The organism is Ruegeria atlantica, from assembly GCF_013033965.1.
Classification (GTDB): Bacteria; Pseudomonadota; Alphaproteobacteria; order Rhodobacterales; family Rhodobacteraceae; genus Ruegeria; species Ruegeria atlantica_D.
In genome coordinates this window covers 421,495-433,419 of sequence record NZ_WQFE01000003.1, presented here as the reverse complement: position 1 = coordinate 433,419, position 11,925 = coordinate 421,495, and the positions used below count along the sequence as shown (strand labels likewise).

Sequence of the window (11,925 nt, the reverse complement as noted above, 5' to 3'; positions counted from 1 at the left end):
GCGCGCTGATACCGCAGTTTTCGGTGAAATGGCAACCAGCACGGCGGCGGCCCATCGTTAACCATTCTTAAACCAGTTTCACGGATCAAAGACGGGCGTCAGGGCGATGCGGGTTCCGTCAATCACCACTTTTCCCTGTTCTTGGAAATTCACGGTGATCTTGCCCCCAATGTTGGACTGCACCTGTCCGACGCCCCAGTCGGGGAAATCGGGGTGGCGGACATACATGCCCGGTGCAAGTATGGCATTGAGGTCTGTCATGATCGGGCTCCGGTCCGGCGGCAGATGTAAGGAGAGGTACGCATGGGCGACACCAACGTCAATCTGGCCGAGCTGATCGGGTCGCGGATATGTCACGATCTGATAAGCCCCATTGGCGCAATCAACAACGGGCTCGAACTTCTTGAAATGGTCGGATCCGTGCAAGGCCCCGAGATGGAGCTGATCTCGGGCAGTGTCGGAAGCGCCGGTGCGAGAATTCGGTTCTTTCGCGTCGCTTTCGGGTCTGCCAGCGATCAACCGTTGGGCCGAACTGAGGTTTCCGAGCTGTTGAAAGACGTCGAAAGTGTTGGCCGGATACGTGTCAACTGGCATGTGACCGAGGCTGTACCACGCAATCAGGTGAAACTCACCTTTCTGGCGCTGATGTGCTGTGAAAGCGCGATGCCGATGGGGGGCAATGTCACCGTGACAAATGACGGCGGCGGTTGGACAGTGGTCGGTGTCGCAGACAAGCTGAATATTGATGCAGATCTTTGGAAAAACCTGCCCAAGGGCCAGTTTCCCAACAAGGTGACACCGGCGCAGGTGCAATTCGCGCTACTTCCGAAAACGGCCGTGTCCATGGGGCGGCGGGTTGCGGCGGAAACCACCTCAACCCGCGTCGCGATCCGGTTTTAGGACCGTACGGTTCCGTTGCCGCGGACAAGATACTTGAAGCTGGTGAGTTGAGCGGCCCCAACCGGGCCGCGCGCATGCATCTTGCCGGTCGCGATTCCGATCTCGGCGCCCATTCCAAACTCGCCACCATCGGCAAATTGGGTCGAGGCGTTGTGCATCAGGATTGCGCTGTCGAGACGCTCAAAGAAACGGGCGGCAGAATCTGAATCCTCGGTCATGATGCAATCGGTATGGTTCGAGCCGTATTGGCGGATATGAGCAATCGCCGCATCGATATCCGCCACAGGCTTGGCCGCGATGATGCTGTCGAGGAATTCCTTGCCCCAATCGTCGCTCGTGGCTGCTAGGGTGCCGTCCACGGCCAAAGCGCCTTCGGCATGGATTTCGACGCCCGCTGCGAGCAAGGCCGAAATGATATCCCGACCCAGTGTCTCAGCCACGTCCTGATGGATCAGCAGGCATTCGGCAGCACCACAGATCCCGGTGCGCCGGGTTTTGGCGTTCAGCACCACATCGAGGGTTTTCTGCGGATCCGCGGCCTTGTCGACATAGATGTGCACGATGCCCTCAAGGTGCGCAAAGACCGGAACGCGTGCTTCGCGCTGAACCAGCCCTACCAGACCTTTGCCTCCACGCGGAACGATGACGTCCACATAGTCGGTCATGGTCAGTAATTCCTGCACCGCCGCGCGATTACGTGTCGGGATCAGTTGGATGGCATCTTCAGGCAAATTCGCCGTCTTCAGCCCTTGGGCCAGGCAGGCGTGAATGGCGGTTGAGGAGTGGAAGCTTTCAGAGCCGCCCCGAAGGATCACTGCATTCCCTGATTTCAGGCAAAGCGCACCTGCATCCGCCGTCACATTCGGACGGCTTTCGTAAATCACTCCGATCACGCCAAGAGGTGTGCGAACACGTTGGATGTTCAGGCCCGAAGCCATGTCCCATTCGGTCAGAACCTCACCCACCGGATCTGCCTGATCCGCGACCGTGCGCAAACCGTCGACCATGCCCTGAACACGCGCTTCGTCCAGCATCAGCCGATCCATCATCGCCGGGCTCAAGCCCTTTTCGCGTCCGAACTCCAGGTCATTCTTGTTTGCCTCGATGATTTGGGCGCGATTGGCCCAAACTGCATCTGCCGCTGCGATCAGCGCAGCGTGTTTGCGCTCGGCGCTTGCAAAGGCCAGATCGGCCGACGCCGCCTTGGCACGTTTTCCAAGATCGGCCATCAGGGCGGGAATGTTGTCGAAATCCTTCATCTCAGGTGCCTTTCGGTCGGTCTTTGCGTTTTAACATCGCGGCGTTACAGCGCCAAATCATCTCGGTGGATCAGGACGGCCCGGCCCGGATAGCCCAACGTCTCTTCGATTTCCGAGGACTTTCGCCCCTTGATCGCATCCGCCTCCTGCGCGGTGTATCGGCTGAGGCCCTGTGCCAGCCGCCTCGCCTGCGGGTCCATGATTGCAACCGGATCACCGCGCCCAAAATCGCCTGTCACCTCAACGATACCAGCGGGCAGCAGGCTTTTGCCATTGCCTAACGCCTTGGCCGCACCCGAATCCACCACGATCTCTCCACGCGGTTTCATGGCCGAGATCCAGCGTTTTCGCGCAGCATGTGGGTCCAGCGTTGCTGTGAACCAAGTACAATTTGCACCATTTTCAAGAGATTTCAGCGGGTTCAGCGTCGAACCTTCAGTGATCGCCATATCGCAACCGGCGGCCGTCGCCATCTTAGCGGCCAGCAGCTTGGTCTTCATTCCGCCCTTGGATAGGCCGGAGCCAGCGTCACCGGCCATCTCTTCGATCTCGGGCGTAATGGTCTCAATAACGTCAAACCGTTTGGCCGCGCTGTCTTCGTTCGGGTTGCCGGTGTAGAAGCCGTCGACATCGGATAGCAGTATCAATTGGTCGGCCCCCACGGTCACCGCAATCTGCGCCGCGAGGCGGTCATTGTCGCCATATCGGATCTCATCCGTGGCAACTGTATCGTTTTCGTTGACAATTGGAACCACGCCCAAACTCAACAGCGTTTCCAGCGTCGCGCGAGAGTTCAAGTACCGCCGGCGGTCTTCGCTGTCTTCCAGCGTCACCAGAACCTGTGCGGTCGTGATTTTGTACGGCGTCAGCGCCTCTTCATATGCCCGTGCCAGACGTATTTGACCCACGGCAGCGGCAGCCTGAGATTGCTCCAACGGCAAATCCGCCATGGGCAGGTCCAAAACGCCACGCCCTAATGCAATCGAGCCAGATGAGACCAGGATAACGTCCGTCCCCTGCCCTTTGAGCCAGGCCACGTCCTGCGCCAGCGAGTGCAACCAATCCGACCGCAGCAAACCGGTGTCGCGATCCACCAGCAAGGCAGACCCGATTTTGACAACCAATCGGCGCGCGGTGGTCAGGGTTGCCAAGACTTGGTCTCCTCAACAGGCTTTTGCCGCAGGCGGTTTTCATCAATCTGCGCTCGCAAAGCGCGCAACACTTCGGTCACGCCCAAATGCGCGACGCCAGACATAGTCATCACGGGGCCGCCAACGGCCTCCTCCAACTCGGCCTTTTGTAGTGCAAGTTCTTCTTCGTCCAGCGCATCGACCTTGTTCAGCACCGTGATCCGCGGCTTTTCCGCCAATTCACCACCATACGCTTCAAGCTCGTGAATGATCGTTCGGTAGTCTTCAGCCACGGTTTCCGAGGTGCCATCGACCAGATGCAGCAGAACCGCGCAGCGTTCGACGTGACCAAGGAAACGATCCCCGATGCCGCGGCCTTCGTGTGCGCCTTCGATCAGGCCTGGGATGTCAGCGACGACAAATTCCACGTTATCGACGCCCACGACCCCCAAATTAGGATGCAAAGTCGTGAACGGATAATCAGCAATTTTGGGTCGCGCGTTGGATGTCGCCGCGAGAAAAGTCGACTTGCCCGCATTTGGCATGCCCAGCAGGCCCACATCAGCAATCAGTTTCAGCCGCAGCCAAATAGTCCGGTCGATACCCGCCTGCCCCGGATTGGCCCGACGCGGGGCCTGGTTGGTGGCCGATTTGAAATGCAGGTTGCCAAAGCCGCCATTGCCGCCCTTGGCCAGCAATACCCGCTGGCCAACCTCGGTCAGGTCGCAGATGACGGTTTCTTCGTCTTCGTCCAGAATCTCAGTCCCGACGGGCACACGCAGGATGATGTCGTCGCCATCCTTGCCGGTGCGCTGTTGACCGCGACCGGGTTGACCGTTCTTGGCAAAGAAATGCTGCTGATAGCGGAAGTCGATCAGAGTGTTCAGCCCATCCACAACTTCGGCCCAGACGGACCCGCCTTTACCGCCGTCACCGCCATCGGGACCGCCATATTCAATGTACTTTTCGCGCCGAAAGCTGACGCACCCGCCACCGCCGGCCCCGGACCGGATGTAGACCTTTGCAAGATCGAGAAATTTCATGACTGTCCCCTACTGCAAAGGCCCCATCGGCCACAAGTCAGAGTTTTTTACTGTAAGTCCAGGTGGGCACATTTGCATCGCGCGCCACCGAATAGCTTTCGGCATCACCCAGATACTGGAACCCGCAATGGGTCAGAACCCGGGCTGAGGCCGGATTGTCCTGAAACACGCTGGCAAACATCGTCGCGTTTTCCAACGGGTTGGCCAGAACCAATGCCTCCACCGCCAGCGATGCGATGCCGGTGTTCCAGTAGACAGGTGCAACCCAATAACCGACCTCGGACTGGTTACGATCCAGTTTTTCCAGCGAGATCAGCCCGATCAGTTCGGGACCACCGTCCTTGGTGGCGTCCATTGCCCACACATCTTCAGTCCGGTCTTCGGACATTGATCGCGTGACAAACGCCTCTACTGAACCCGGTGGGATGGGATGCGGGATCGACGTGGTCATACGTGCCACCCGCTCATCACCTGCATAATGCTCGATGAGACCCATATCCGAACGGCGCAGTGGGCGCAGATCGAACCGCTCGGTTTCGATGACCGGCTGGTTTATTATTGTCTCAAGTTTCATGAGTGCGTTCCTCCTCCGAACAACACAAAAAGTACGGACGCAACAGTGAGACTGGCTAACGTCCACATCAGATATTTTTCCACGGGCCGACCTTCAACCACATGGGCAATTCTATCTCCGGCAAATGTCCAGATCGGGTGTAAAATCACCTGGCAAAGCAACAAACAGAGAGCGATCGTGAACGTTGCGTTAAAGCTGGACGTGCCAGCGGCAACAAACCCAGTAAACCCGGCAATGATCATAGCCCAGGCCTTTGGATTAAGAGGGTGAACGATCAACCCAGCCCAAAAACCGGGCACCTCTCCGGTGGTATCGGTGCGCGACAACCGCAGGTTGGCGATTTTCCAGGCTAACCAGCAGATATACGCCGCCGAGGCGTATTTCAGCATGCTAAAGACCATCGGGGCCTGATCTGCGAGCTGCAACAGACCAAAGCCAACCGGCCAGATGATCAGCTGTTTACCCAGGATCACACCAGCCACAAACGGCAGTGCCGCCCGAAAACCATAACGCGCGCCAGTGCCCAGCAGGACCATGTTGGCTGGTCCCGGTGTGCCGACCTGACTGGCGGCAAAGACAAGGAAACTGGCAGTTGCGACCGTCATTTCCGCCCCTCCCATGTGTTCCTATGCAGTTCCATCCATTGCAGCGTCACGGTTTCGCCGGTCGAACGCACAACGGTTTCAGACCGCGAAGTTGGAACGAAGCCAAGCTTTGACAGCACCAAACGCGAGCGTTCATTGCCAAGATGGTAAGAAGCCTTCAGGCTGTCGCTGTTGCCATTGAAGTGACGGTGAACAACGGCCCCTGCGCTCTCGGTGGCAAAACCTTGCCCCCAATAGGACTGCCCCAACCAATACCCGAGTTCATTACCTGCAGAAACAGTACCGATCAGTTTGCCATCTCTTTCAATCGCAAACGCATCATAAATTTGTGATGCCAGATTGGTGACAAAGTTCTCCGCGTCTTCAATGGTAAAGGGAAACGGAATGCTGTTCACCCAGCGCACCACGTCCAGATCGTTCAGGAGCGCAACCATGCGCGACGAATCCTCACGCCGGAACCGACGCAGGACAAGACGCTCTGTTTTAATCACTTCGGTCATAAGACCACTCCTGAAAACGAGAAAGGGGACCGGCACTTTGTGCCGGTCCCCCATGAAATTTTCTTAAACCTTCTGGGTTTCGGCTTACTCTGCGGCCTCCGCCACTGGCAGGACCGAAATAAAGGTGCGGTTTTTGAGGCCCTTGTGGAACTTCACGGCGCCATCAACAGTTGCAAAGATCGTGTGGTCTTTGCCAATGCCTACGCCTTCGCCCGGCCAGAACTTGGTGCCGCGCTGACGCACGATGATGTTGCCTGCGATGGCGGCCTGGCCACCATACAGTTTCACGCCAAGGCGGCGACCAGCTGAGTCGCGACCGTTACGGGAGGAACCGCCAGCTTTTTTATGTGCCATTCTCTCTCTCCTTAGCCTTTGGCCAGCTCTTTGGCCTGCTCAACCCATTCGGGTTTCACTTTGACCGTTTCGATAGCAGCAATCTGCTCGTCCGACAAGGCGGCCAGAGCGGCAAAGCTCTCAATACCAGCCTCAGCCAGCTTTTTGGCGGCGGCAGGGCCGACACCGTTCAGCTTGGTCAGATCGTCAGCGGCAGCGGCAGCAGCGGCGGGTGCCTCTGCTTTGGCTTCAGCTTTCTTCGCAGCAGGCTTTTTCGCCGCCGGAGCAGCTTCGCCGGCCGGAGCCGAACCGGTTGCAGCTTTGATGCCAGACTTGTCAGCGCCCGACGACAGGATGTCGGTGATTTTAACCAGAGTCAGTTTCTGACGGTGGCCAACGGTACGCTTCGAGCTGTGCTTACGACGGCGCTTGACGAACTTGATGACCTTGTCACCTTTGATCTGTTCGATCACTTCGGCCTGAACGCCAGCACCATCGACGAACGGTGCACCAACAACCGGAGCGTCACCGCCCAGCATCAGAACATCGTTGAATTGAACTTTTTCACCTGCGTCGGCAGCCAGTTTTTCAACGCGGAGCACATCGCCCGCCTGAACCTTGTACTGCTTGCCGCCAGTCTTGAGGACCGCAAACATGCGTCTTTCCTTTGTCTAATCGCGTTCTGTGGTCCCCGACATGGGTGTTTTTGGCTTTCGCCACCTCGAACAGCGCGCCCTTTTTCGGGCTGTGTGGATGACCCTTGGACACACCCAATAGGTCAAATAATAACGATACCCGGCGCGGAAAACCGGCCGGGATGCGCGCTTATCCATAGATTGGTTGGGAAAGTCAACATCAAATACCGGGTCAAAGTTCCGATGCACTTAGCGCTTGTGAGACCGCCTGCCCCAGTTGGAAGTAGATTTGGTTATACATCTTGTCAAAACTGTCGAAAAAGGCCTCATTCACGGCGCGTCCGGTCTGGGTTCTGGAAAAGGCAATGTTCTCGCGCATCTGTGCCTCTTCAAGCGGCTGATACGCCACCAGAAGGAAAGAATACAGCCAGATGCGGTTTTCCTCGGCGATACTATCCTTGTCGGACAAGAGCTGAGACAGAATATCTTCCGAACTGGTTCCGGCACCCGCGCTTAGACCGCGAAAAAAGTTGTAGTCCGAGCTCAACGAACTTTGAACGTTCTTTTCGATCAGATCATTAACTTCGATGTACTCTCCGACCAGACGATAAAGTTGGGTGCCGCCTCCTCCGTTCAGATAGTTTTCACGTGCCATTTCCTTGATGGTCTCATCGGCGAAGGCTTCTCTGGCCGAGTTTTCAAGCGTGACAATGGTTTGACCAACGTCACTTTCAAAGAACAGGATTGCGCGATCCAGTTGGCTGTCGGTCAGGCTGGTTTCAAAAACCTGAGTGATCTGGTCCTGCATCCAGTCCGGATTGTAGATCTTATCCACCCGATCTTCGAACAAAGGCCCTCCGGTGCCACCCAGAAATGTTTCGTTCAGATCTGCTGCTTGCGCCAGGCCCTCGTCGCGCAGGATGTTAACGACCTGTTGCAGTTGAACCGCCTGCATAAGGCGCTCTACCCGCTCGGACGCCGCGAGCGGCACGGCGGATAGCGCGATGGCGAAACAGACAACAATCAGGCGCATCAGATATCCTGAGCCGGATGCAGTTCTGCCATCCGTGCGGCCAGATCTTCGAATTTCATGGCCATGATCTCGTACTGGATGGCATTCAGCAACTCATAGACTTCTTGCATCAAGGGCTGTTCCAGCGCCTCGGCATAGGCGATGACCTCGGAATCCGAAAAATCCTGATATGTGTAAGCTGCCCCGGCAAGTGCAGACAGTTGCAGAGCCTGCCGCATACCTGTTTCATTGCGCTTCATCATCTGACGCAGTTCATCCGCGCCCATTTGCAAATCGACCACCCCCGACGCGCTGGCGGCCAGTAAAAAACGCACCTGAATTTCCTGCAGTGCACGCAACGCCGTCCCACTGGAATCAATTGCGTTGTTCATGCGTTTCAGATTCTCAACCCGCTTGGATCCGTCCTTGATCAGGTCCGAGACGATTTTCTGACCTTCCAGTTGCTTGGATTCGTCATTCTCAATCATGTGTGATTCATTCTCGGCTACGACCAGCCGCTGCCCAAGGTCGGATGCATAGAATTCAACCGCGTGGGTCAGCGCCTCGTCGCTTAGTGTTTGCTCCAGAATGGACACGGCTGTTTCGTGCATGTCTTCGGTATCAAAAACCTCTTCGGTCAGGCGCTTCCAGTCGGAACCAAACCCTTCAGGGTCAATTCCCAGCATCTGGGGGGCCGAGGCTGACGCCAGCGCGATGCTTTCAAGCGCAACGTCGAACCCGGTTGTTGCCAAAAAGGCCTCGATCCGGTCTCGTCCGGCAGCAAATGTGTGCTGCGACCCAGAGATCACGAACAAAACGGCGGCGAATAGCGGCAGGATGGTGCGGCGTAGAGTATAAGTCATACACATGAGCCTAGGGGATTTCCGGCGTCAGGCAACGGAAAATCATGGCTTTGTTAAATTCAGGAATTTTCTGCTTGCACCCTTTCGCGTTCATCACTAAATCCCCCCCTCACAGACCCCCGCGGAGAGGTGCCGGAGTGGTCGAACGGGGCGGTCTCGAAAACCGTTGTGGGTGCAAGCCCACCCAGGGTTCGAATCCCTGTCTCTCCGCCACTATCCCCCCACGGATTTAGGCAGTTTATCAATCTCTGTGCCGATACAGCCCGCGTGACGGCGTGTTATTGCCATCTGGTTTCACCAGATCGGCGCAGGCTGGCTCAAACCCCCGAATTGAAATGAATTTCGGGTATTTCCCCTTTGATCACTGATAATTTACCCACATCTGAGCGGCACATATTTCAAGGAGAACCCCATGTCGCGTACACTCATACTCGCTGTTATCGTCGCCGGTCTTGGCGCCGGAATTTACTATTACCTTAACCAATCCGAACCCACCCCTGCCGAACAGCTGCAATCCGCGGCTCAAGAGGCGGGCGAGGCAGTGAATGATGCCGCAAATGCGGCAACCGAGCAGGCAAGCGAAGCCGCGTCTTCAATTGCCGATCAGGCCACCGAAGCGGCTGAACAAGCTGGCCAGGCGGCTACCGACCTGGCCAATCAGGCGGGTGATCAGGTCGCATCTCTGGCCAATCAAGGGCAAGAGCTGATGAATTCCTGGATCGAAGACGGCACGCTGTCCGTCCAGAATTTTGATTATGACGCCATCGTGGCTTCGGTTCAGGAGAGCCAATTATCACAAGACCTGAAGACACAGGCCTTGGGTATCCTGGATGAAATCAAGGCATCGCCGCAATTGATTGCTCAGAAGATCGAAGAGCTCCGCGTTCTTTTGACCGGACAACAGTAAGTTCCGAGGGCCGTTCAACTCCGAACGGCCCTTTTTCTTTGCAGGACTCAGGCTTGCGCTACGTCAGCCGGCACTCTGATTGACGTTCCCACAACCGTTTGATTGGCTGTCCCCAAATCCAACGCGACACCAATTGCAGCAGAGCCGCTCTGTGTTGTGTCCGCACAGGAGATAGGAGACATCATGACCACCCTGCCCTCGAACATGTTCGCCGTCATTCAAACTCATGACGGATATTCCGGATCGGCCTCTGGTCCATTTATCGAAGATGCCGCCGATTGGCTGGCCGAGGCTGAGCTTCCCTTGCCCGAACCCGGCCCTGGTCAGGTCCTGATCAAACTGCGGGCATCGTCAGTGAACCCGTCTGACATCCACTTTATCAAAGGCGAATACGGGCAGCCGCGTGTAAAAGGCACGCCCGCTGGGTTCGAAGGTTGCGGCGACGTCGTTGCCACCGGCACCGGTGCCGAAGCGTTGCAAGGCCAACGGGTCGCCTTTGTGGCGGCTGGTTCCGGAGCATGGGCCGAATATGTCGTGACGCAGGCATTGATGTGTATTCCATTGCGGCCCGATATCTCAGACGAGGACGGTTCGGCCCAGATCGTCAATCCCATGACCGCGATGGCCATGGTTGATATTGCGCGGGGCGCAGGCGACGCATTTATCGTTTCAGCGGCGACAAGCCAATTGGGAAAACTCATGTGCTCGCTTGGGCGCGACTTGGGGCTCAAACCCATCGCGATCGTGCGTCGGGCCGAGGTCGTGGGGACTTTGAAGGAACTTGGCGCGCATGAGGTTCTGGTCACATCCGACCCGGACATGATGCAGAAACTCGCAGCACTCAGCATGGAATTGAAACCGCGTGTCTTCCTGGACGCCGTGGCAGATCAAGTGTCTGAGCAGATCTTCTGCGCGATGCCCAACGGTGCGCGATGGGTTGTTTATGGTAAGCTCAGCCCCGAATTGCCACAACTGACGCAGACCGGGCAGTTGATCTTTATGAGCAAACGGATCGAGGGCTTCTGGCTGACACAATGGATGACCTCGACGCCCCCCGCCGACCAGATGCGGGTGGTTGGCGAAGTCCAGGCCCGGTTTGCCGACGGACGCTGGAAAACGGATGTTTCTGAACGGCTTGGCTTGCGCGATGTGGTGGCAAATCTTGCTAATGCTCTGAAAAAGAGTGACGGGAAGGTCATTATCACGCCATAGTAGAACAAAGCCCCGGACGAAGGAGGATGTCCGGGGCACAAAGAACGCCGGGCAAACCGGTATGGGAGGATACATTTGGATAACGCGCAGCTGCTGATCAGCGGGCTGGCGAATGGCTGTGTCTACGGCCTGATCGCGCTTGGCTTTGTTCTGATTTACAAAGCCACCGAGGCCGTGAATTTCGCGCAGGGCGATTTCATGATGCTGGGCGCCTTTGTGACAATCGGGCTTACGAATACCGAATATATGGGCTTGCCATTTTGGTTGGCTCTACCGATTTCGCTGGGGATCATGGGGGCCTTGGGCTATCTGGTGGACCGACTGATCATCCGGCGTTTGTTCGGAGAAAGCCAAACGGCAGTTGTCATTCTGACCATCGCTTTGGGGTTTGTAATCCGGTTCGTGGCCGGGCTGATCTGGGGGCATGAGCCTCAGACGTTGCAGAACCCTTTGGCAGGCAAGGAAGTCCGCTTTGGCGGTCTGGTGTTGGGGATGGAGGACGTTGCTGTCATCGTCGTAACCGTCCTGCTGACCTGGGGTCTTTATGTATTCTTCAGCCGGACCAAGCTGGGTCTTGCGATGCAGGGCGCGTCGCAAAATCAGTTGGCGGCGTATTACATGGGCATCCCCGTAAAGCGCGTACAGGGTTTTATCTGGGCACTGGCTGGCGTTGTCGCGGGCGTAGCGGGGATCTTGTTCGCAGCCAAAGGCTCGGTTGATCCAACCACTGGTTTGCTGGGCATCAAGGCTTTTGCCGCAGCCGTGATCGGTGGGTTTGGCAGTCTGCCGGGGGCATTGGCCGGGGGGCTTATCGTTGGAGTGATCGAGCCGTTTGCCAGCCGCTACATCGCAGCGGGCTACAGTCAGATCGCGCCATATGCTCTGTTACTGGCGGTGTTGATCTTCCGCCCGAACGGGCTGTTCAGTCAGGTTCGGGTCAAGAAGGTCTAAG

At 56.9% G+C, this 11,925-nt stretch carries 15 protein-coding genes and 1 tRNA gene; 5 read left to right on the top strand and 11 right to left on the bottom strand.

Annotated features, from left to right (window positions below):
• Positions 1-78: 78 nt before the first annotated feature.
• On the bottom strand, positions 79-261 hold the full coding sequence (locus GOW16_RS08490; RefSeq protein ID WP_058271637.1) for a DUF3553 domain-containing protein: 183 nt from the start codon (positions 259-261) through the stop codon (positions 79-81).
• A 42-nt stretch (positions 262-303) separates the two neighbouring features.
• Between GOW16_RS08490 and GOW16_RS08485 the strand changes: the two genes are divergently transcribed.
• Positions 304-900: a histidine phosphotransferase family protein gene (locus tag GOW16_RS08485; RefSeq protein ID WP_170413150.1), complete on the top strand. Its 597-nt coding sequence runs from the start codon at positions 304-306 to the stop codon at positions 898-900.
• Here the strand turns inward: GOW16_RS08485 and GOW16_RS08480 are convergent.
• From GOW16_RS08480 to GOW16_RS08435, 10 genes are all read right to left on the bottom strand, one after another.
• Positions 897-2,159 (bottom strand): glutamate-5-semialdehyde dehydrogenase, encoded by a 1,263-nt coding sequence (locus tag GOW16_RS08480; RefSeq protein WP_170413147.1) that lies wholly within the window; start codon positions 2,157-2,159, stop codon positions 897-899. The two genes, GOW16_RS08485 and GOW16_RS08480, sit on opposite strands and share 4 nt — an antisense overlap.
• A gap of 44 nt (positions 2,160-2,203) precedes the next feature.
• Entirely contained in the window at positions 2,204-3,310 is a 1,107-nt protein-coding gene (proB, locus tag GOW16_RS08475) for a glutamate 5-kinase (protein ID WP_170413144.1), read from the bottom strand.
• The gene (obgE, locus tag GOW16_RS08470; protein ID WP_170413142.1) at positions 3,298-4,332 is read right to left on the bottom strand and encodes a GTPase ObgE; all 1,035 of its coding nucleotides are present in this window, start codon (positions 4,330-4,332) and stop codon (positions 3,298-3,300) included. Before obgE ends, proB begins: the two co-directional genes overlap by 13 nt.
• A gap of 37 nt (positions 4,333-4,369) precedes the next feature.
• Positions 4,370-4,906, bottom strand: a complete 537-nt coding sequence (locus tag GOW16_RS08465; protein WP_170413139.1) for a GNAT family N-acetyltransferase — start codon at positions 4,904-4,906, stop codon at positions 4,370-4,372.
• Entirely contained in the window at positions 4,903-5,511 is a 609-nt protein-coding gene (locus GOW16_RS08460) for a LysE family translocator (RefSeq protein ID WP_170413136.1), read from the bottom strand. The genes GOW16_RS08465 and GOW16_RS08460 overlap by 4 nt, the downstream gene beginning before the upstream one ends.
• On the bottom strand, positions 5,508-6,011 hold the full coding sequence (locus GOW16_RS08455) for a GNAT family N-acetyltransferase (protein ID WP_170413134.1): 504 nt from the start codon (positions 6,009-6,011) through the stop codon (positions 5,508-5,510). The genes GOW16_RS08460 and GOW16_RS08455 overlap by 4 nt, the downstream gene beginning before the upstream one ends.
• An 84-nt stretch (positions 6,012-6,095) precedes the next feature.
• Positions 6,096-6,365, bottom strand: coding sequence for a 50S ribosomal protein L27 (gene rpmA, locus GOW16_RS08450; RefSeq protein WP_050602452.1), 270 nt, complete (start codon positions 6,363-6,365; stop codon positions 6,096-6,098).
• Positions 6,366-6,376: 11 nt separating this feature from the next.
• Positions 6,377-7,000 carry a 50S ribosomal protein L21 gene (locus tag GOW16_RS08445; protein ID WP_170413130.1) on the bottom strand — a complete coding sequence of 208 codons (624 nt, stop codon included), beginning with the start codon at positions 6,998-7,000 and terminating at the stop codon, positions 6,377-6,379.
• A 211-nt stretch (positions 7,001-7,211) separates the two neighbouring features.
• Positions 7,212-8,012: a DUF2059 domain-containing protein gene (locus GOW16_RS08440; RefSeq protein ID WP_170413127.1), complete on the bottom strand. Its 801-nt coding sequence runs from the start codon at positions 8,010-8,012 to the stop codon at positions 7,212-7,214.
• Complete coding sequence (locus tag GOW16_RS08435; RefSeq protein ID WP_438826265.1) at positions 8,012-8,860, bottom strand: DUF2059 domain-containing protein; 849 nt, start codon at positions 8,858-8,860, stop codon at positions 8,012-8,014. Before GOW16_RS08435 ends, GOW16_RS08440 begins: the two co-directional genes overlap by 1 nt.
• 117 nt (positions 8,861-8,977) lie before the next feature.
• On the opposite strand from GOW16_RS08435, the gene GOW16_RS08430 reads away from it, so the two are divergent.
• The 4 genes from GOW16_RS08430 (at position 8,978) to GOW16_RS08415 (ending at position 11,924) form a co-directional block, all read left to right on the top strand.
• Positions 8,978-9,067 (top strand) — tRNA-Ser (locus GOW16_RS08430).
• A gap of 199 nt (positions 9,068-9,266) precedes the next feature.
• Positions 9,267-9,761 carry a hypothetical protein gene (locus GOW16_RS08425; RefSeq protein WP_170413121.1) on the top strand — a complete coding sequence of 165 codons (495 nt, stop codon included), beginning with the start codon at positions 9,267-9,269 and terminating at the stop codon, positions 9,759-9,761.
• Between the two features lie 183 nt (positions 9,762-9,944).
• Positions 9,945-10,973, top strand: coding sequence for a zinc-binding dehydrogenase (locus GOW16_RS08420; RefSeq protein WP_170413118.1), 1,029 nt, complete (start codon positions 9,945-9,947; stop codon positions 10,971-10,973).
• Between the two features lie 75 nt (positions 10,974-11,048).
• The gene (locus GOW16_RS08415; RefSeq protein WP_170413115.1) at positions 11,049-11,924 is read left to right on the top strand and encodes a branched-chain amino acid ABC transporter permease; all 876 of its coding nucleotides are present in this window, start codon (positions 11,049-11,051) and stop codon (positions 11,922-11,924) included.
• Position 11,925: the final 1 nt, after the last annotated feature.